The organism is Sphingobacterium allocomposti, from assembly GCF_008124885.1.
GTDB lineage: Bacteria > Bacteroidota > Bacteroidia > Sphingobacteriales > Sphingobacteriaceae > Sphingobacterium > Sphingobacterium allocomposti.
The window spans coordinates 405,084-424,430 of record NZ_VNHX01000001.1; the positions used below are offsets into that span (position 1 = coordinate 405,084).

Genomic DNA, 19,347 nt, shown 5'->3' on the forward strand with positions numbered 1-19,347 from the left:
TAATGTCTAAATGATGATCTATCTATTCCTTGTCAATGTCACGTTAATTGTTTTTTATAGTTTGTATATCGGTTTTTTAAAGAGGTTAACCTTTTTTCAGTGGAACCGGTTTTACCTATTAGGATCTGTTCTATTCTCCCTGTTGGTCCCATTGGGAATATTCATAGACACCTCAGATCCCGGCTTCATAGAACGGACACTTCCAGCCCTGAACCTTACGGGGCCATTGTATGGGGATTCCATTTCTTCCGTAATAGATACGTCCGACAGTCTGTCGCACGTTATGCCCCCCGTTTACTGGACAGGGGTACTTTTGTCGTTGTGCTGGCTGGCTTATCGACTCCGGCATGCGTACCGTTTTGCGGTAAATGCCGATAGCATCGTGAGCTTTGCTTTCTTTAATAAAGTGGTATTAGGTGCCGGGCAGGCGGAGAACGGTATTGTGCTGGCACACGAACGGATACACGTAAAGCAGCGCCATACCTACGACGTTCTTTTTATCGAAACAGTACACGCATTCAACTGGTTTAATCCTGTATTGTTTCTTTATTTGAAGGAGCTGAAGTTTCAACACGAGTGTATTGCCGACGCGGCCTGTGCGGAAGACCGCATAGCCTACGCCGAATTGCTTATAGCACAGGCAATGCACATCAATAGCTTCCCCTTGCTGCATGAATTTTCCAATGAATCTGCCCTTAAAAAGCGGATAAGGATGCTGTTCACAGCCCGATCAAAAAGCCGCTCTAAGTATCTATATTTTAGTATTATGCCTGCCCTTCTCCTCAGCGCGTCCTTAACCTGGGTTTTTAATGTCAGCTATAGAAGCATACACGCCGCCGGGAATGTCGCAGCGGGACAGATACCTTCCGATATGAAGAGTAGCTGGCGTGGAAGTCTATCCGCTCTTCAACTAAGCGACTTTCGTTCGGGCATGCCTATTGACGCATGGAAGCACCAACGGACATCAGAAGACGAAAAAGGAAGCGTATTTACTGCAGTGGACATCAGTCCACAGCCTAGGCTGGGATTTCATCATTTTAGGCGCTGGATAGGGGAAAACTACCGATATCCGCAGGAAGCGATCGATGCAGGCATCCGGGGGAAGGCACTTGTTAGTTTCGTTGTGGAAAGCGACGGGGCACTAAGTAACTTCAGAATTATAGATGAGCCGGGCTACGGAATAGGGGAAGAGATCATCAACTTATTGAAAAAGGCCGACGCGTGGCTTCCGGGACAGCAAAATGGGCTAGCGGTCCGCGTTGCATATACCCTGCCGATCACTTTTAATCTGGAAAAGTAAGATCAAAAGGTTATATGATCGTCCTGTAGCAAGATTTCGCTGTCTTTAATAATATATTTAACCACTTAAGGCCATGAAACTAATCTGTCTATTTTGCTTCTTCCTCTTGTTGTGTTCCTGCCGCTCATACCAATTTGTGCCAAACGGATTTTTGGTTGATGGAGATGAGTTCTACCACAATGCGGATAAAAAAATAAGCATCGAGCTTTTTGGAGATTTCAAAAATTATAGTGGTACGACTAAAAGGGGATTGCGGCAGGACCGGCTTTATTCCGGAGACCGTAAGATTCTTAAAGCCTTAGGATACGGACCAAACGACGTTGATGTATTGTTTAGCGGCAAGCCGGACGTCGACCCCTATTATCAGGTGATGGCAGTCGCGGCCAAAAAGGGGCTGTTGGATAGCAGTGCATTTATCCGGCAGTATCTGCCGTCTGGAACCTATTTTTACAGGAAGACGGCTCTGAGAGGACAGACGGTACTGGAAGCTATCATTCCCTCTGCAGAGGGTAATTATAGCTTAATTTACGTAGCCTCTAAAGAAGGGTTTACACAGGATTTTGAGCACTTACTAGCGAATAATGTCAGAAAGCCGCACAGAGGTGCGCTTTACTTTTTACCGGATAGGACTACCATTGGATGCGATACACGGGAGGCTGTACATGTAGACTTGAAAATTCCCGAAAGAGAAGTCATCCGCGGGCGGTATACCTTGGTCAAAGTATTGAAGAAAGAGCGGTTCGGCGAATCGCTCGCCATCTTTACGCTGAACGGTGAAGAAGTAGACCCACATGTAGTGTTTAAATTATGTCCTGGAAAATACAGACTCATCTATTCTGATCTGAAACACACGATAATCTGGCAGGATGAGTTCGAGGTACACTAACCAAAGGCACCTTTGGGGCGACTGTTTGCTTATCGCAGACGTTGGTGCAGCCGGGCGATTTCGGTCTGAAGGTATTCAATTTTTGTCAGGAGATGTCTCGCAACTTCAATGCCCTGTACATTGAGCTCCAGCTCATAGTGCCACGCTGCGAACTGTTCTAGGGGCTTCAGCTGTTCCTCCTCCAGAAATTCCTCCTCTTCCTCTACGAAGAGTTCTATTAATCCGTTCGCGGAAAGCTCGCGTATGAATTGAATGTCTATCTGATGGGATTTGCAGACGTCCGCCGCCCTAATCCATGTCGTTTTCATAGCTTTACGTTCTTAAGTTTGACAACTGTTTAATGAGTTCCTTTTCTTTTTCTGATAAGCCCGTCGGAAGCGAAACGGCTAGCGTTACATATAAGTCGCCGAATGCGCCTTCCTTTTTGTAAACGGGAAACCCCTTTCCTTTGAGCCTTATTTTTGTGCCGTTCTGCGTTTCGGGTTTTACCTTGACTTTGATCTTCCCGTCCAGCGTGTCGACGACGATGTCTCCTCCAAGCAGAGCCGTGTAGAGATCAATGTTTTTTTCGGAATACAGGTCATTGCCTACGCGTTGAAAACCGGGGTCAGGATCAATGACAAATTGTATGTAGAGATCTCCTGCCGGCCCGCCGTTTATGCCTTCCCCACCTTGTCCTTTTAGTCTGATCTTTTGTCCATCTTCAACGCCCGCCGGTATAGTAATGCGTATCGTCTTGCCGTTTATGGTAAACGTTTGTTGATGCGTTGTGTAAGCTTCCTGTAGAGAAAGTCGGAGCGTAGCGTTGTAGTCGTCTCCGCGGAATTTCGTCTGACGGCCGCCCCCACGACGGCTACCAAACATCTGTTCGAAGAAGTCCGAAAACTCCCCCGAATCGTAGTTTCCAGAATAGCCGAAATCAAAGCCCCCAAAAGGGCTGCCGGAAGAAGTGTCCCGGTGCTGTTGTTGCTGCGCCTGTTCATAAGCCTCCCCGTGTTTCCAATGCTCGCCGTACTGATCGTATTTTTGTCGTTTCTCCGGATCTGTTAACACCTCGTTAGCCTCGTTTATTTCCTGAAATTTTTGCTTGGCCGCATCATCATTAGGATTCATGTCCGGATGATATTTTCTGGCCAGCTTCCGGTAAGCTTTTTTGATATCTTCCGCCGAGGCGTTTTTATCGACCCCCAGTACATTATAGTAATCCACAAAAGCCATAATCTGCCCGTTATTCTCTGATAACAACGGGGGCGGCTTTATTGTTTAGTTTATGTTGAAAAATGCATAAGGCAGATCAAACGAGAAGTGATGACAATGCTTGTGTGTGGCGTTGCGGACAGATGGGTGGGGATTTTACGATAGCATGGGTAATAAAATACGAAGAAGGTACGAGCCGAGTCCACGCCCGTACCTTTCTAGTACCTTTTTAGTACCTCTCTAGTACCTCTCTAGTACCTTTTTAGTACCTCTCTAGTACCTTTCTAGTACACTCCCCGTACACTCCCGGTACACTCGCTGTACCTTTTTTCTGCAATACATTTACTTATCATTTCGCCGATCAGCAGGGCGCGGCATCCTGTTACACAATCCTGGAGCCGGGATGGAGGGGCACAGCAATAACAGAGCGCGTACTGGGGCTCCCTTCATTGAGCCAACGCGGAGCGCGCTACCGATCGTGTTGGGCTAAAAAAAGATAGCTCCGTCGCAGATGGAGCTATCTAAAAAGTAAAGGTCTTATCAGGCCGCGGGATGGCGGTCTTTATGCTTATTGTTTATTGCTATCTACAACCAACCGTTTGTCGCGGTTTGCCACCTCCCAGGCCGTATGAAATACCAATTTTTCACGTTTTACCATCATTGGAAAATCAATCTTGTCGACCGTGTCTTCCGGAGTATGGTAGTGCGGGTGAAGGCCTGAAAAATAAAAAGTTACCGGAATACCGTGCTTCGCAAAGTTGTATTGGTCTGACCGGTAATAGATACGCATATTATCGTTTGGATCGTCGTACATATAATCCAATTCCATGTTGGTGTACGTGTCGTTGGCTTTCCGGTTGATTTCGTACAACTCTGAGCTTAGTTTGTCGGAGCCTATAACGTGGATGTAGTTATGGTTGCCGTTGAGATGTTTATCATCAATACGGCCAATCATATCCATATTGAGGCAGGTCACGGTGTTCGCTAAAGGAAAAATCGGGTTTTCAGAGTAATACTGTGACCCAAGCAGCCCCTTCTCCTCGGCGGCGAAGGCCATAAAAAGAATACTGCGACGTGGTCCTTTACCGTCTCTCTTGGCTTGGGCAAATACCTTCGCCAACTCCAGAACGCCCGTGGTGCCCGACCCGTTATCGTCTGCTCCCGGAAAAATTGTACCATCCGGCAGTATGCCGTCGTGATCGTAATGTCCTGAAATGATAACGATCTCTTCTTTTAGGTCGCTTCCTTCTAAAAGGCCCAGAACGTTAGGGTCGGCAAAATGCTCCCGTTGGACACCCATCTCCGCATCTAGCTTCGCAGGAAGCGAAAAGGAAGACGGTGATTTCTTCTGCGCATCTACCGAAGTTTGTTTTTTAGCGAGGAGCTGATTCGCCAAGGATGTCGGGATCTGAATTACAGGAGCGTTTGAGCTGCCTTGTTCTTCACTTTTGCCGTTATCTAATGTGAACCGACCCGCCGTCAATCTACTTCCAAACCTATCGATCATCTCCCGTACGTTGTCTCCCGTAGCCAGGATCAGCTTCGGATTTCTTTTTAAGAGCGATTGTATCCGTTTAAATCGGCTGGTCGACCATTCCGATAGGGTTTTAGAGCCGGTCAGCACCGAGTTTCCGTTTGCGTCCATGGGTTCTCCTTCGTTGATCAAAAGAACCACTTTCCCCTCGATGTCAACATTTTTGAGATCGTCGTGTTTGGGATCCTGAATCCCGTACCCTACAAAGACGATATCGCTGCCCGAAAAGTGTGCGTGCTTGTTGTCTCCCTGCACGAAGAAATCTTTGCCGTTCTCGTACGACTGGCCGTCTATTGTAAAGCGCTGTACCTGATAGGACGCTTTCACCAACTTGAGCGGTTGAAAATAGCTTCCGTTTACCGCCGGCAGCAGACCGTACGACTTAAATTGTTCTGCGATATAGTTTGCCGTTTTCTCGCCTCCAGGCTGCCCCGTACCGCGTCCTTCGAACTCCTTCGACGTTAAACGCGTTAAATGGGTCTTTGCAGATTCCTCAGTAAGTAATTGGGCGTACTTTATCTGTACGGGGTCTTGTGCTATCGCGCAACTATACAGTGCCGGCACAAGGCACAGTGCTTTTATCCAGTTTTTAATCATAGTATCTCGTTAATTACAGGCAATCTTGTTTACACGTGTAGCATGTCTTCCTCCCTCAAATTCGGTCGTCACAAAGGTCTTGACAATCTTCTTAGCGAGATCGAGGTCGATAAAGCGCGCGGGTATACACACGATGTTTGCATTGTTATGCTGTCTCGCTAACGCGGATATTTCATTCTGCCAAGCGATGGCAGCGCGGATTCCCTGATGTTTGTTGGCAGTGATGGCTACACCGTTTGCACTTCCACAGATCAAAACGCCCAGTTCGGAGTCTCCGCCTTCTACGCTCGATGCCACCGGATGCGCGAAGTCGGGATAATCGACGGAATCGCCGGTTGCAGGACCAAAGTCCGACACCTCATAGCCCTCAGCGGTTAAAAATTCTACCAACGCAGTCTTGTATTCAAAACCGGCATGGTCGCTTCCTATTGCAATTTTTTTAGACATTGTAGTGGATTATTTATTATAAAATTCTTTTTCGGCTTCTAACCGACGTTTCTTTACATTTGCCGACACCATAATGCTCAGCTCATACAGTAAAAACATCGGAGCACTTACCGTCAGCAACGTAATAACATCGGCTGTCGGTGTAATGATGGCGGCGATGATTAAGATGATAACCGTAGCATACCGTCTGCTTGCCCGCATAAACTCCGGTGTCATCAGCCCGAGTTTCGATAAGATGAACACCAAAATAGGAAGCAGGAATACCACGCCACATCCCAATGTTAGGGTAGCGATGGTCGACAAGTATGAATCAATCGTAATCTGGTTCGTGATCTCTTCACTTAATGAGACGTTCGCAAGGAAGTTCACAGACAACGGGACCACAATGTAGTACCCAAAAAGGGCGCCAAGGATGAACAACAGCGAAGCATATAATACAAAGCCCTGCGCCGATTTACGTTCTATGTCGGTAAGAGCTGGCTTTACAAATAGCCAGATTTCAAATAGCAGGTAAGGAAAACCAAGGGCGATGGCCATAAGAAGACACGAGTTGATCTGCAACATAAACTGGCCCGCGAGCTCGGTGTTAATGATGTTGAACGGGATGCGTTCCACGCAAAACCCCTCTAAGTTCAGTAAATCGCCGACCTTACACATCATACGATAGGTCCAAAAATCAAGATTTTTGGGGCCCATGATGATCTGGTTAAAAACAAAATCGTAAAAGGTAAACGAAAGGATGGCGAAGACAGCGATGGCAATAACAGACCGGATGATGTGCCATCGTAGTACCTCTAGATGGTCGAAAAAGGACATTTCAGCCTCAATGTTCTTTCCTTTTTCTTTTATAGCTCTGATTAGATTGTTTGAATTTGACATCGTAAAATTATTTCCGGACAGAAACAAAAATACCATTCTTCCCGTTAAGAATGGTATTTTATAGTTATGTAAACGAAATTTTATTAAATTTCATCTTCAGGATATTCGGTGAGATCGAACGTGTCCATGAATTTCGTCGTGAAATTTCCGGCTCTAAAGTTCGGATCGCGCATGAGCCGTAGATGCAAAGGGATTGTCGTTTTAATTCCCTCAATAACAAACTCGCTCAACGCCCGTTCCATGGTATTAATCGCCTCCTCGCGGGTCTGTGCTACACAGATCAGCTTTGCGATCATAGAATCGTAGTTCGGCGGGATTGTGTATCCGGAATAGACATGTGTGTCTACGCGGACGCCATGCCCTCCAGGTGAGTGAAAGTTTGTAATTTTACCCGGCGAAGGGCGGAAATTGTTAAACGGATCTTCTGCATTAATCCGGCACTCTATTGCGTGCATGGTTGGTTCATAATTCTTGCCTGAGATAGGAATACCCGCAGCAACCTTAATCTGTTCTTTGATCAGGTCAAAGTTGATGACTTCTTCCGTTACCGGATGTTCCACCTGAATCCGCGTATTCATCTCCATAAAGTAGAAGTTGCGGTGTTTGTCCACCAGAAACTCAATGGTCCCCGCGCCTTCGTAGTTTACAGCTTGGGCTCCCTTGATCGCTGCTTCTCCCATCTTGGCACGAAGCTCCGGAGTGATAAAAGGAGAGGGTGCTTCTTCGACAAGCTTCTGGTGGCGGCGCTGTATCGAACAGTCGCGTTCCGACAGGTGACACACTTTGCCGTATTGATCGCCGATAACCTGGATTTCGATGTGACGCGGTTCTTCCACGAATTTCTCGAGATAAATACCGTCATTGCCAAATGCAGCGGCTGCTTCCTGACGGGCGGAGTTCCAGTTTGGTTCGAAATCCTCATCTTTCCAGATGATACGCATTCCGCGTCCGCCGCCGCCGGCGGTAGCCTTGATGATCACGGGGTAACCGATTTCGTTAGCTAACCGGATGCCGGTTTTGACATCGGGAACCAAGCCGTCAGAGCCCGGTACGGTAGGTACGCCCGCTTTTCTCATTGTATCTTTAGCGGAAGCCTTGTCGCCCATCTTTTCGATCTGCTCGGCGGTAGCTCCGATAAATTTGATGCCGTATTCTGCACAGATAGCAGAAAATTTAGCGTTTTCGGATAGGAAACCGTATCCCGGGTGAATAGCATCCGCATTCGTTAACTCGGCAGCTGAAATGATGTTAGGGATGTTTAAATACGAATCTTTACTGGCTGGAGGACCTATACACACGGCCTCGTCCGCGAAACGGACATGTAAGCTGTCCCGGTCGGCCGTAGAATAAACGGCGACACTCTTAATTCCCATTTCCCGGCAAGTGCGGATAATGCGGAGGGCGATCTCTCCTCTATTGGCTATTAATATTTTTTTAAACATAGATGATAATGATGTTACTGTACGCGAATATTCGCTAAAAATGTTGTTTCCTGATCAGAAAACAGCTTAACTCGGATCAACTAGGAATAGTGGCTGATCGAATTCTACAGGTTGTGCATCATTTACTAAGATCTTGACAATCTTACCGGATACTTCCGATTCGATTTCGTTAAAGAGCTTCATGGCTTCGATGATACATAACACCTTACCCGGTGCTATCTCGTCACCTACATTAACGAATACAGGCTTATCTGGTCCCGAGGCGCGATAAAACGTCCCGATCATGGGCGATTTAATGGTAATCAGATTAGACGCTTCCGCAACAGGCTTGCTTGGTGCTACCGGTGCTTCAGCGGCAGGCGCCGCAGGAGCGCTTGCTGTAGCGGGTTGCGCGGGCAATGCCACCGGACTAGGAACCGTAGCTGTTACATAAGTGGGTTCCTGATTGGTTTTTATGGTAATCTTAAAGTCCTTTTCTTCAATAGCGACTTCATTCACGCCCGATTTTGCGACAAACTTAATCAGGTCTTGAATTTGTTTAATATCCATACTCATGTTTCTAGTAGGTTTTTATGTGTTAAAATCTTTAGATGAATTTTTAAAGTTAAGGAATTATTACGATTTCGTATATGCCCACTTAAGGTAGATAGACCCCCAGGTAAATCCGCCTCCAAAAGCCGCCAAAATTAAGTTATCGCCTTTCTTTAATTTATCTTCCCACTCCCACAGACAAAGGGGAATGGTGCCACTTGTTGTATTTCCGTATTTATGGATGTTGACCATCACCTTTTCTTCCGGAAGGCCTGCCCGCTCGGCAGTTGCATCGATGATACGTTTATTCGCCTGATGGGGAACGAGCCAGTCGACCGTGTCGGATGTCAGGTTGTTCCTTTCCATCACTTCGACGGCTACATCGGCCATATTGGTTACAGCGAATTTAAAAACGGTCCGTCCTTCTTGGTAAGCATAATGTAACCCCGCTTCAACCGTCTCATGTGTTGCAGGATTTAGCGAACCGCCGCCTCTAATGTGCAAAAAGGGCTCGCCTGCACCGTCTGTTTTCAGAACGGCATCAAGAAGGCCATTTCCTTCCTCGTTGGGCTCTAAGAGTACACAGCCACAGCCATCTCCAAAAAGGATACAGGTGTTGCGGTCCTGGTAGTTGACGACGGAGGACATCTTGTCGGCCCCGACAACCAGCACTTTCTTGTGTTTGCCGGACTCGATAAATTGTGCACCGGTCGTCAGCCCAAATAAGAAACCTGAACATGCCGCCTGCAGATCGTAGCCCCAGGCGTTCTTTGCTCCGACCTTGTCCGCCAGAATGTTTGCCGTAGCCGGGAACAGCATGTCCGGTGTACTGGTACAAAAGATAATCAATTCGATTTCCTCAGCCGAGATTCCCCGTTTTTCCAACAGACCCTTTACAGCTGGTACCGCCAAATCGGAAGTAGCCTTGCCTTCGCCTTTTAGAATCCGACGCTCTTTAATACCTGTGCGGGTGACAATCCACTCATCATTTGTGTCCACCATGGTTTCCAACTCTTTGTTGGAGAGGATGTATTCAGGTACGTAACCGTTTACTGCGGTAATGGCAGCATGTATTTTCGACATATTAAATTAATTGAAAGCAGACTTGATGCGGTCAATGATCTTCGACTCAATCATGTCTTTTGAAAGTAAAACCATGTTTTTGATAGCTTCCGGACTGGAAATCCCATGTCCGATGATGACCGGCGCATTCACTCCCAGAATAGGGCTGCCGCCATATTGCTCATAATTGAATCTATCAAAGAACTCATCCTTTATCCCTTTCTTCAGCGTTACAACGTAAAAAGACTCGGCAAGCTTCAGCACAACATTTCCGGTAAAACCATCGCAGACATATACGTCTGCAAGGTCAGTAAACAGGTCACGTCCTTCGGTGTTGCCAATAAAATTGATTTTTGTATTTTCTTTTAGTAGGGGATAGGTTGAGATCGTTAAGTTGTTTCCTTTTTCTTCTTCCTCGCCAATGTTTAATAAACCGACTTTTGGCGTTTCTATGCCGTAAATATACTGGGCATATAAACTTCCGAGGATGGCAAATTGGTTTAGCATTTCGGGCTTGCAATCTGCGTTGGCGCCGACATCGAGGAGTATACCATATCCACTTTTGATCTTGGGTACGTTGGTTGCGATGGCAGGCCTTAAGACACCGGGAATCGTTTTGACGCTGAACATAGCGCCAACGAGCATGGCTCCGGTATTCCCCGCGGATGCAAAGGAATCAATTTGGCCGTTCTGTAAAAGCTCGAAACCTTTGGCGATGCTGGAATTGGGCTTTTGGCTGATTGCTTTGGTTGGATGCTCGTGCATGCTGATGATGTCAGGAGCATGTACGTAATCAAATTTGTCGGGATCGGCTCCTGCCTCCTTTATCTGCTGTATGCAGTCCTGCTGATCGCCGATGAGAACAAGACGTTGATTGTCCTGTAAAGTTTTCTGGGCTTCGATAGCCCCAGTTATCGTAGAGTTAGGGGCATAATCGCCTCCTAAAACGTCTAAACCAATCTTCATCCGTTATTATTTTTTAATCAATAATACGCAAAAACATCCCAAATTAAAGTATAAAAAATGACTTTTACACCTATTTTGGGATGTTTAATTTCTTTGAATGACGTCGTTAGACAGCAGCCGTGTTTTCAATAATCAATTTTCCGTTGTAATATACATTGCCATCTACGGTGTACGCACGGTGAGGTGTGTGTACAGCCCCTGTTTCTTTACATACTGTCAATGTAGGTCTTTCAGCCTTATAATGTGTTCTTCTTTTGTCTCTTCTTGATTTAGAAGTTTTACGCTTTGGATGTGCCATCTCGTATTTCTGTTTTAGTTATTTTTAATATTCTTTAATATGTCCCAACGTGGGTCTATCTGTTCTTCTGTATTGTCTTCTTCTGCGTCCGCTGCTTCGGAACTCAATTTTGCCAGCATCTCCGGGTCGCAGCTCTGATTCATCCCTTGCTCAGCGCATTTGCTATAATAGGGGACACGTACATTGGCGTACTCGTAGAGTAAACCCGCGATGTCTAATTCGTAGTCCGTTTTCGATAAAACCAGAACCTCCTCGGTGTCCTGATTCCAATCTTCGTCGGTAAACTTAACCAAGGCACGTTCGTGAAAATCCAATGGCGACTCAAACTCCGATAAACAAACGTCGCATGTCAACTGAATAACACCCGTTATGTGGAAATTAACGATTAGCATATTCTCTTGCTTCTGCATTTCCACATCAGCTTTTAGTTGCCCCTTCTTTATAAGGGAGTGCTCGTAGCAGTCAAAGAACTTATCGTCAATCTCAAACTCAAAATTGTGTTTCCCAGCGGCTAAGCCTGAAAAAGGAATTCTATATTGTTTTAGATACTTCACAATCTGCATTTGAGCCTGCAAAATTAATTATTATTTCAGTAAAAAGGAAACTTTTTGCAAAATTATTGTTCGTCGTCGCCGTAATAATGCTTCCCCAGTTCGATTTTCTCGCGCCCGTTCGCCAGACGCCAGCGGTTGGTGTCCCGAAGTGAGTAGGCACATCCACAGTATTCCTGCATATAAAACTTCTCCCGTTTGCTGATCTCAAGCATGCGGGCCGATCCGCCCTTCTTACGCCAGTTGAATGTCCAGTACTCCATGTCAGGATACCGGGACGCGGCACGGAGGCCACAGTCATTGATCTGCTCCATATTTTTCCAGCGCGAAATACCCAAAGAACTTGATATGACGTCAAACCCGTTCGCGGCCGCATATTCGGCGGTCTTCTCAAAACGCATGTCAAAACACATCGTACAGCGTATTCCTCGTTCAGGCTCGTTTTCCATTCCTTTGGCCAGTTCAAACCAATGGTCGACGTCATAGTCCGCATCAATAAAGGGAATGCCGTGTTTTTCAGCAAAACGGATGTTCTCCTCCTTGCGGAGGTCGTATTCTTTGCGGGGATGGATGTTCGGATTGTAAAAATAGATGGTAAAATCAATGTCGGAGGCAATCAATGCTTCCATAACTTCGCCCGAACATGGTGCACAGCAAGAGTGTAGCAACAGTTTTTTTCCATCTTTGGGTAGGCTGAGCTTATCTCTCTTGAATTCTTTATTGTCCATGGTCTCTGTAATTATGCTGCAATTTTACGGAAAACTGGAAGATTTTACAAAAGTTAACGCATTGCTGTCGCAGGAGCGCCTTCGGAAGCGTTTATTTTTATACTTTTGTAACAGACAATAGTTTCTATTATGCTGAAGAACCCCATCCTGTATAGTGCGTTCGTTATCCTTTCTGCCGTTGTTGGCTTAATTGGTTGTGAACGAGATGATTCGGAGCCAGATCTGGAGATGCGGAAGTTCACGAGGCTTTATATATCTTATGAAGAATATGGCACCTCGAACCTCGGCGTTCCGGATACGAATATACGGGTGGTTTACCCGGCCGATTCGTCGGAGTTCGGTTTGTCATTGCGGCATGTATCGGGTGCGCGGGGCGGAGGCCCCATGTTGCTCGCTTCTTTTGCTGACGGGCAGCGCCGCCTGCTGCAGGCAAGTGTCAACTCCGGAGGAAGCAACGATACGTCTGTGTACGTGATGGACGTGGGACAAACCGGCGTACTGACTAATATCAGAAACGGGTGGATGTCGAATAGGCTTTTTACCTATGTCAAGGGATTGGCTTATAGCAGAAGAGCCGATATGTTGTTCTTTGTCAATGGCGACGGCTCAAATAATTCGGGTATTTACGGCATTAGCCAACCGCGGCTCCGGCTAGGCTATACCCGCCCGCTGAAAAAATACAGAACACCGGGACTGCGGATGTGGGGAGCGGCGTACGAAAGCGATAGGCTGTTTACGTCGAACCTGGGGAGCAATCCGGGAATATTTGTGTTTGAAGAGGTGAATGACACACCGGTAGGGGCCGATTCATCTGCGGTGCTACGCCCTGCGAGAACTTTGACCATCCGCGAAGCCACGAATTTACGAGGCCTTTTTTATGATACCGTAAATAACGTGCTGGCTATAACCGATTTTACTGATGGAAGGACATTGGGAAGCGGAAAGATTTTTCTCTTTGACAATTTTTCCGATCTGATAGAACAGGAAGGCGACATAACGCCGTCACGGGTCATCACGGGGCCGTCTACTGGACTTATACAGCCTGTGGATGTGGTACTCGATACCCGTGAAAATGGTGTTTACCTGTATGTCGCCGACAGAGCGTCCCGCAGGGTATCCCGTTTCAGAATCAGCGACAATGGAAATGTAGCTCCCGACAAGTATATAGAGACGACGGAGGAAGCCTATGGTAAGCAGGCTACGCCCGTTGGGCTTGCTCTTGATACCCGCAGCCCGCAGTAGTGCTTAATTTTGTTCCAGAAGATCGAGCAAAAGCTGTACTTCCTGTCTTTTTTCAACGTTATCGATGTGGTTGTAAGCGGCCACAAGGTTGCGCAGGACTCTTTTTATAATGGAGAGATTGTCGCAGGGCTTCATGTATTCCTCACTGGCCGGTAGATTCAGCTGGTGAAGAAATGCAACGATATCGTCTTCCCGCATGATCTGTCCCCGGTTGAACACGTTGATATAGAATAACACTTCTTCCGGATTTTCTTCTTTCATATAGGCCAGTACGAAGTGCTTGGGGAGGTTAACGCCATAAATGGGGATATCAAGGCGCTGCGCAACCAAACTATATATGCAAGCCAACGAGATCGGGTTTCCCTTTTTACTTTCCAGTACTTTATTGATAAACGAATTCTGAGGGGCGTGATAGTCTGACGTGTTGCCCGACAATCCGAATTCGCGGAACAGCACGTTGTTTAACAGTTTCACCTTCTCGATAGGGCTCATTTCATACATGAGGTAGTACCAGGCGCTGCGCCTCAATTCTGCCAGTTTGGTGTATACCTCTTCTTCCGGCAGGTTCGGATACTGGTAGCGGTTGACAATGAGAAGGCCCCCCAATAGGTCGTCCTGATTGCTGATTTTCCAAAGCTGCAGGTCATGCGTTACCTGATTGAACTGTATTTTATGGATGATCTGCTCCACGCGTCCCTGTAAGAGGACGTCGAACGATTCCTCCCATGACTGTTCTAGCATCGGAATGACCTCCGGCCCGCATGTAATCAGCTTGTCTTCCAAAGCTTGATAGATTTCCGCATCCGGATCGTCCAACAGTGAAATCAACGCCTTTAGCTCCTGCTCATTCATCTTACTACGAATTTACAATTTTTTAGATGAACGCAAAAATGATGCTAGAAGTTTTAGCAAATAGCTGCGAAACGGATAGGAGAGACGCTGCTAAGCGTCTTATTCGTGATTTGTTTCCCGTGATTCGGCGTAGGGCTTCTACGACTTCTCACGTCGCATTACGCTTCAGGTTTTCCGATTTTTAGCTGTCCGTCCAGCATGTGGATGATGCGTTTACCATATTCAGCATTTTTCTCGGAATGGGTTACCTGAATGATCGTGACACCGTCTTCGTTCAGTTGTTTAAAAAGTTGCATGATTTCCTCTCCCTGCCTGGAGTTCAGATTTCCCGTAGGTTCGTCCGCCAGCAGCAGCTTCGGCGATGCGGCCAGTGCACGTGCAATGCCGACAACCTGTTGCTGCCCGCCCGACAACTGGGCGGGAAACAGGTCCTTTTTTCCCACTATGCCAAAGCGATCCAACAGATCGCCTACAATGGCTTTACGCTCTTTACCAGAGAGGTTTTTATAGATTAATGGCGTTTCGATGTTTTCATATACCGTTAACTCGTCGATAAGATGATACGATTGGAACACATATCCCATATGCGACTGGAACAAAGCTGTACGTTTTTTCTGCTTCATGGCAAGGACGTCTTCCCCCATAAAATGATACGTGCCTTCATTAGGTTCATCCAGCAGGCCTATAACGTTTAGTAGTGTTGACTTGCCCGAACCGGAAGGGCCCATGATAGACACAAAATCACCCTGATCTATCTCCAGATGGATATCTTTAAGGATAAATGAACGGCTGCCGCCCACAGTATACCATTTAAAAATGTGTTCTAGTTTAATCATATTTGTTATACGAACGTGTGCTGATTGTACATGGGGTATGTTACAATGCCTGCGCCATAATTGTAACATGCTTATTGCCAGCTGTTTATTTTTATTGTAGGCGGATAATTGTTCGATATCGAACAACCGTCTGCCCGCTAGCGGACAGTGACTGTCTCCCGGTCGCGCATCGGTATATCGGATGTGATTTCCGCGGCACTATTCAATAATCACATGGATTCCGGCCATATCTGCTTTGTATTTGATTTTCTCTATCAGGCCGCGGTAACTCCAGTTGCGTAGTAAGAACTTGTCTTCTTTCGCCAGCTCTTCCTTGCCGGTTTGATTTACCAGTAATAATGTGCCGGCCTGCTCTTTAACACAGATATCGATCAACTGTCTACTGTAGGTGTGAAGTTTATTATTGACATAGTTTTTCTCCGCTTGGGCAAAGCGTTCCAGGCTTTTCAGTTTCTTCTTTCGGCCTTTTCCCCCTTTATTGAACCTCGCCGCCCGTTGAAGGCGATGCCGTGCGGACTGAATTGCTACGCGCCGGTATAGAAACTCCTCTTTGTTACCGATCTGGAAGCAGTTCTTATCGATGTTCACGGTTATCGGATACTCTACAGATAGGGAGGCCTCGGCAATGACATGCTCTTTCAATTCGTGATTCTTTTTGGGCATTTCCAAAGCGAGCAGAAGAAACAGTTTTCCCTTGACAATCTTCAGCGAACTTGCACATATTTTTAGTCTTCCAACGAGCGTGCGCTGTAGTAATACGCGCTTATCAGACTTGTCTTTTCCAAGGTACGTCCGAAAAGGGATTTTAAACAGCGTAAATTTAAAATCGCGTCCATTTTCGTCGTTCTCCAATTTGACCTGCTTTCCGGAAAAAGGTATAGGTATATCTTTTTTGAAGTTACGCAAAGACTTCTCGCCTTTCCAGTAGGCTTTGCGGTCGGCGTTAAATAATTTGATCAATGTGGCGTTCAGATTTGTCAGAATGTCGGTGTTGATCTCACCTTTAAAATAATGTGATAGTATTTTGTACGTCGTGTTCATGCGCGACGTATTGAGTATGCCTTCGGGATCGTCTGCTGCCTTCGCCAGCTTCCGTTTAACCCCTTCTTCAAGATAAATAAGGTCTTTCAGGTTCTCCTGCACGTATTGATGCGTGATGACCATGTTGGCACCACGGAACACGCGGTCCTGCCAGGAGAACAGCTCTTTGAAGTAAGCTTCGCGCTTCTCTTTATCGTTGCAGTCTATGAAGACCTGGATTTTCCTAGTTAATACAATGGTATCTGTTGCCATATTACTTTCGATGTCAAGCGGTTTGTTTGGTCCGTTTTATCTTCGCATGTGCCTCGATGAAAAGCTTTCTCACCGTGGGCCCGCTGAGGTTTAATGCATCGGCAATTTCGTCGAACGATAGCTGTAGATCGTAACGCATACGGAATATTTCGGCCTGCTGTTCATTGAATTCGCCCTGCACTGCAAGATGGGTGCGCTTACTGAGTGCTTCCATTTTCTGGGAGCTGTCAAAGATGCTCCTTAATGTCCCGATTATTTTTTCGATCCGCAGGCCGACTTCGTAGTCCGATATTCCGCCAAGGTAATAGGCGATACGTTCGTAGTTGAAGTCGTATTTTAAGCATAGTCTGATAAAGAGCTGCTGCTCCTCGTTGAGGTGAGGAAGCAGACCGTTCAGTTTGGCGAGTTTTTCCTTTTTTTCGGCTTCCAGCTGTTCCAGATACACGAGGTCCGTTTCTTCCCCCTCTTCAATTTCGTAGCCCAATAAAAATTCCTGATAATCCTCAATGCCGTCCAGCCGTATCAGGCTACGGTAAAAGCGATTACGTGTTTTACTATAGAAGGTTTTGATGGCTAGTTTGACCTGCGTTTTTAAAAATTCGAATACGCACGTTTCCGATTTGACCTGATCGCGGAATAGCCATAGACGCAGGAAAGCCTCCTGCGTGATACTTTCTGCAGCGCAGACGTCCTGGGTCGCCTTTTCGGCACGGAAGAAGAAGTAGCCGTAGTGCCGTCTGTAGAAGAAGTCGAGGCCACGTTCCTGCCCCGATTGGAGTAAATGAATGTACTGCTGCACATGCATCTGTTTGGATAAATTGATCATATTGTTATGTTTAGCCGGTTAGTTACTTATTGTACAGAACGGTGTAAGCGGCACCACAACGCCGACGTGCGATGCCACAGACACTGTTTTTTTTACGATATCGTTTGCTCGAAGGCGGTATGCCCGCCGATAGGTTTGACAATCCCATTACAAGATCCACTATTTTAAAAAAAGGTACTTGGCGAGTGGCATGTTGCCCTCACCCTACGGCGCCACAAGAAGCCTCTTTGTATTTTGTAATGGTTGAAACGTGCTTTTTTGTATTTTAGGGAAAGGTAGTGGGGGCGGACGGCCATAATTGAAGCATCTATTCTTTACTACGCTGTTCGCCGACCTTTAATGGATAGCAGCATCAAGGGCATTCTAGAGGGATCTTTTTTTCGTTGTGAGTACCATTTGACGTGATGGCTTTTGTAGTTACGTTTAATCAATATAAACCACTATTAGGTTGTGTGTGCCTTGTGATTGACGGTTTACCCCATGTTCCATACGAATTTCGGCCACTCAGTTAGCTTGTGTACTCTTCAGGTTGCAGACTGCCGCCGGCGGAAAAACATTATGCATTTTATAAGAAAGCGATGAGTGTACCTTTTTTTTAAGTCGTAGTGACGGTGCGGCTAACGCAGGTCAGGCGCATGGAGACACGTCGCTGCAAGCGATGTCCTTATATGTGCCCGTCGTAAAAGACGAAAATCCGCTTGTTAGCGTTTGGTTGTGAGTACCTTTGTTAAACCGGTTATCTATAAACGCATTTCCGGTCCAAATCTCTTTCTGCCCCCCTATAGAACTTACGCTCGTTTTTATGCGCAGTGCCGGGACTACTTTCCGATACCAAAAAACAGGTTGTCAAAGAACGATACCTCTGCTTAAGAAACTTTTTTAATCAGCCGTTCGACATTACTTTCGTAATGTGATGCTTGCCACTGCTGTATTGACGGATATCCTATAATATAATTGGTTTCCATATTATGCACTGCTACACGATATAGGATCTATGACCCAAAGATAAAAAAGTTTTGGGGATTGACAAAAATAATATGTAATTTATTTATGGATTATTTGCGCAAATATTGATTGTATTTGTTATGTGTACCGCCTTAATAAAGATACCCTGACCGCCATTGGCAACTTTCTTCGTAAACGCCGTGAGGAGTTGGCCTACTCATTGACCGACGTCGCTAATATGACAGGGTTGACCGTCAATACGATAGCTTCTCTGGAAAAGGGGAAAGGAACGACACTCAACAATTTCCTGTTTGTCTGTCGGGCCTTAGCGTTGCAGCCCCGGGAGGTGTTTGCAGACGATATTGTGTTAAATCCACCTTATCCGCTGCCGCCGAATGCAAAAAAGCGAATCGAAACTACCCAAAAACTCGACGAACTTATTTTAAACACAGACTTCTTCACAACGCCACGACGTGTGGCGGATGTTTTGCAGAAGCTAGAGTCCGATAGAAAAGAAAGCAATAAATTCTCTGTCTATCTAACAGGATATTGCAAGGAAGGAAAGTTAGATTACATTAAAGAAGGACCTATCAAGTGGTACGTTAAAAAGAAATAGCAGCCTCACAACTTCACGTAAAAAGAGACAGCCCACAACTCCGCATTTTTAGCGCAAGGAGATCGTGTGGGCTGTCAGTTAGAGCATGGGGGTGGTTTTTTGCCTTTAAAGTTTGTTTCTCAAATATAAATGTTTTTATTTTAAAAGAAAATTTATTTTCATTTCTATTTGCTAACTTGTCACCTTGGGCTTCGACGGACTGTACTGGGCCTGCTGTTGAGCCATTCCCGATGGGGGCGCGAAACGGAAATTAGGGGTTAGGGTTAGAAGAGTTAAAGGGAGTTAGAAGAGTAAACGCGGGTAGAGCGTGATTGGCAAC

The 19,347-nt window shown here is 46.2% G+C and carries 20 protein-coding genes; 4 read left to right on the forward strand and 16 right to left on the reverse strand.

The window, feature by feature from the left end; translation table 11 throughout:
- The first annotated feature begins 10 nt into the window (after positions 1-10).
- Complete coding sequence (locus tag BC792_RS01510; protein ID WP_148907206.1) at positions 11-1,300, forward strand: M56 family metallopeptidase; 1,290 nt, start codon at positions 11-13, stop codon at positions 1,298-1,300.
- A gap of 73 nt (positions 1,301-1,373) precedes the next feature.
- Positions 1,374-2,186 carry a hypothetical protein gene (locus tag BC792_RS01515; protein ID WP_148907207.1) on the forward strand — a complete coding sequence of 271 codons (813 nt, stop codon included), beginning with the start codon at positions 1,374-1,376 and terminating at the stop codon, positions 2,184-2,186.
- Between the two features lie 29 nt (positions 2,187-2,215).
- On the opposite strand, the gene BC792_RS01520 is transcribed toward BC792_RS01515, so the two are convergent.
- The 12 genes from BC792_RS01520 to BC792_RS01575 form a co-directional block, all read right to left on the reverse strand.
- Positions 2,216-2,494, reverse strand: coding sequence for a chaperone modulator CbpM (locus tag BC792_RS01520; RefSeq protein ID WP_148907208.1), 279 nt, complete (start codon positions 2,492-2,494; stop codon positions 2,216-2,218).
- A 4-nt stretch (positions 2,495-2,498) separates the two neighbouring features.
- Positions 2,499-3,404 carry a DnaJ C-terminal domain-containing protein gene (locus tag BC792_RS01525; protein ID WP_148907209.1) on the reverse strand — a complete coding sequence of 302 codons (906 nt, stop codon included), beginning with the start codon at positions 3,402-3,404 and terminating at the stop codon, positions 2,499-2,501.
- Positions 3,405-3,951: 547 nt separating this feature from the next.
- A complete protein-coding gene (locus BC792_RS01530; RefSeq protein WP_148907210.1) occupies positions 3,952-5,514 on the reverse strand; it encodes a M28 family peptidase in 1,563 nt (520 codons plus the stop codon).
- A 9-nt stretch (positions 5,515-5,523) separates the two neighbouring features.
- Positions 5,524-5,961, reverse strand: a complete 438-nt coding sequence (gene rpiB / locus BC792_RS01535) for a ribose 5-phosphate isomerase B (RefSeq protein WP_148907211.1) — start codon at positions 5,959-5,961, stop codon at positions 5,524-5,526.
- A 9-nt stretch (positions 5,962-5,970) separates the two neighbouring features.
- Entirely contained in the window at positions 5,971-6,840 is an 870-nt protein-coding gene (gene tatC, locus BC792_RS01540) for a twin-arginine translocase subunit TatC (protein WP_148907212.1), read from the reverse strand.
- Between the two features lie 83 nt (positions 6,841-6,923).
- Entirely contained in the window at positions 6,924-8,282 is a 1,359-nt protein-coding gene (gene accC, locus BC792_RS01545; RefSeq protein ID WP_148907213.1) for an acetyl-CoA carboxylase biotin carboxylase subunit, read from the reverse strand.
- A 66-nt stretch (positions 8,283-8,348) separates the two neighbouring features.
- Positions 8,349-8,837, reverse strand: coding sequence for an acetyl-CoA carboxylase biotin carboxyl carrier protein (accB, locus tag BC792_RS01550; protein ID WP_148907214.1), 489 nt, complete (start codon positions 8,835-8,837; stop codon positions 8,349-8,351).
- Between the two features lie 60 nt (positions 8,838-8,897).
- Entirely contained in the window at positions 8,898-9,896 is a 999-nt protein-coding gene (locus BC792_RS01555; RefSeq protein ID WP_148907215.1) for a beta-ketoacyl-ACP synthase III, read from the reverse strand.
- A 6-nt stretch (positions 9,897-9,902) separates the two neighbouring features.
- Positions 9,903-10,841 (reverse strand): phosphate acyltransferase PlsX, encoded by a 939-nt coding sequence (gene plsX / locus BC792_RS01560; RefSeq protein ID WP_148907216.1) that lies wholly within the window; start codon positions 10,839-10,841, stop codon positions 9,903-9,905.
- Between the two features lie 106 nt (positions 10,842-10,947).
- Entirely contained in the window at positions 10,948-11,139 is a 192-nt protein-coding gene (gene rpmF / locus BC792_RS01565; protein WP_148907217.1) for a 50S ribosomal protein L32, read from the reverse strand.
- A gap of 14 nt (positions 11,140-11,153) precedes the next feature.
- Positions 11,154-11,702 carry a YceD family protein gene (locus BC792_RS01570; RefSeq protein WP_246154759.1) on the reverse strand — a complete coding sequence of 183 codons (549 nt, stop codon included), beginning with the start codon at positions 11,700-11,702 and terminating at the stop codon, positions 11,154-11,156.
- Positions 11,703-11,755: 53 nt separating this feature from the next.
- Entirely contained in the window at positions 11,756-12,418 is a 663-nt protein-coding gene (locus BC792_RS01575; protein WP_148907219.1) for an epoxyqueuosine reductase QueH, read from the reverse strand.
- Positions 12,419-12,547: 129 nt separating this feature from the next.
- Here BC792_RS01575 and BC792_RS01580 point away from each other — a divergent pair, with 129 nt between their 5' ends.
- Positions 12,548-13,660, forward strand: a complete 1,113-nt coding sequence (locus BC792_RS01580; protein ID WP_148907220.1) for a hypothetical protein — start codon at positions 12,548-12,550, stop codon at positions 13,658-13,660.
- A 3-nt stretch (positions 13,661-13,663) separates the two neighbouring features.
- Here the strand turns inward: BC792_RS01580 and BC792_RS01585 are convergent, their stop codons facing one another.
- The 4 genes from BC792_RS01585 to BC792_RS01600 all read right to left on the reverse strand — a co-directional run bounded on the left by BC792_RS01585 (position 13,664) and on the right by BC792_RS01600 (position 17,467).
- Positions 13,664-14,512 (reverse strand): transglutaminase-like domain-containing protein, encoded by an 849-nt coding sequence (locus BC792_RS01585; RefSeq protein WP_148907221.1) that lies wholly within the window; start codon positions 14,510-14,512, stop codon positions 13,664-13,666.
- Between the two features lie 158 nt (positions 14,513-14,670).
- A complete protein-coding gene (locus BC792_RS01590; RefSeq protein WP_148907222.1) occupies positions 14,671-15,348 on the reverse strand; it encodes an ABC transporter ATP-binding protein in 678 nt (225 codons plus the stop codon).
- 198 nt (positions 15,349-15,546) lie between these two features.
- A complete protein-coding gene (locus BC792_RS01595) occupies positions 15,547-16,641 on the reverse strand; it encodes a hypothetical protein (protein ID WP_148907223.1) in 1,095 nt (364 codons plus the stop codon).
- 13 nt (positions 16,642-16,654) lie between these two features.
- Entirely contained in the window at positions 16,655-17,467 is an 813-nt protein-coding gene (locus BC792_RS01600) for a sigma factor-like helix-turn-helix DNA-binding protein (protein ID WP_148907224.1), read from the reverse strand.
- Between the two features lie 1,087 nt (positions 17,468-18,554).
- On the opposite strand from BC792_RS01600, the gene BC792_RS01605 reads away from it, so the two are divergent.
- Entirely contained in the window at positions 18,555-19,028 is a 474-nt protein-coding gene (locus BC792_RS01605) for a helix-turn-helix domain-containing protein (protein WP_170249925.1), read from the forward strand.
- Positions 19,029-19,347: the final 319 nt, after the last annotated feature.

Excerpts from the sequence above, each read along its gene's own strand:
- BC792_RS01510 (WP_148907206.1), top strand. The coding sequence starts at position 11 with ATGATGATCTATCTATTCCTTGTCAATGTCACGTTAATTGTTTTTTAT.
- BC792_RS01515 (WP_148907207.1), top strand. The coding sequence starts at position 1,374 with ATGAAACTAATCTGTCTATTTTGCTTCTTCCTCTTGTTGTGTTCCTGC.
- BC792_RS01520 (WP_148907208.1), bottom strand. The coding sequence starts at position 2,494 with ATGAAAACGACATGGATTAGGGCGGCGGACGTCTGCAAATCCCATCAG.
- BC792_RS01525 (WP_148907209.1), bottom strand. The coding sequence starts at position 3,404 with ATGGCTTTTGTGGATTACTATAATGTACTGGGGGTCGATAAAAACGCC.
- BC792_RS01530 (WP_148907210.1), bottom strand. The coding sequence starts at position 5,514 with ATGATTAAAAACTGGATAAAAGCACTGTGCCTTGTGCCGGCACTGTAT.
- rpiB (WP_148907211.1), bottom strand. The coding sequence starts at position 5,961 with ATGTCTAAAAAAATTGCAATAGGAAGCGACCATGCCGGTTTTGAATAC.
- tatC (WP_148907212.1), bottom strand. The coding sequence starts at position 6,840 with ATGTCAAATTCAAACAATCTAATCAGAGCTATAAAAGAAAAAGGAAAG.
- accC (WP_148907213.1), bottom strand. The coding sequence starts at position 8,282 with ATGTTTAAAAAAATATTAATAGCCAATAGAGGAGAGATCGCCCTCCGC.
- accB (WP_148907214.1), bottom strand. The coding sequence starts at position 8,837 with ATGAGTATGGATATTAAACAAATTCAAGACCTGATTAAGTTTGTCGCA.
- BC792_RS01555 (WP_148907215.1), bottom strand. The coding sequence starts at position 9,896 with ATGTCGAAAATACATGCTGCCATTACCGCAGTAAACGGTTACGTACCT.
- plsX (WP_148907216.1), bottom strand. The coding sequence starts at position 10,841 with ATGAAGATTGGTTTAGACGTTTTAGGAGGCGATTATGCCCCTAACTCT.
- rpmF (WP_148907217.1), bottom strand. The coding sequence starts at position 11,139 with ATGGCACATCCAAAGCGTAAAACTTCTAAATCAAGAAGAGACAAAAGA.
- BC792_RS01570 (WP_246154759.1), bottom strand. The coding sequence starts at position 11,702 with ATGCAGATTGTGAAGTATCTAAAACAATATAGAATTCCTTTTTCAGGC.
- BC792_RS01575 (WP_148907219.1), bottom strand. The coding sequence starts at position 12,418 with ATGGACAATAAAGAATTCAAGAGAGATAAGCTCAGCCTACCCAAAGAT.
- BC792_RS01580 (WP_148907220.1), top strand. The coding sequence starts at position 12,548 with ATGCTGAAGAACCCCATCCTGTATAGTGCGTTCGTTATCCTTTCTGCC.
- BC792_RS01585 (WP_148907221.1), bottom strand. The coding sequence starts at position 14,512 with ATGAATGAGCAGGAGCTAAAGGCGTTGATTTCACTGTTGGACGATCCG.
- BC792_RS01590 (WP_148907222.1), bottom strand. The coding sequence starts at position 15,348 with ATGATTAAACTAGAACACATTTTTAAATGGTATACTGTGGGCGGCAGC.
- BC792_RS01595 (WP_148907223.1), bottom strand. The coding sequence starts at position 16,641 with ATGGCAACAGATACCATTGTATTAACTAGGAAAATCCAGGTCTTCATA.
- BC792_RS01600 (WP_148907224.1), bottom strand. The coding sequence starts at position 17,467 with ATGATCAATTTATCCAAACAGATGCATGTGCAGCAGTACATTCATTTA.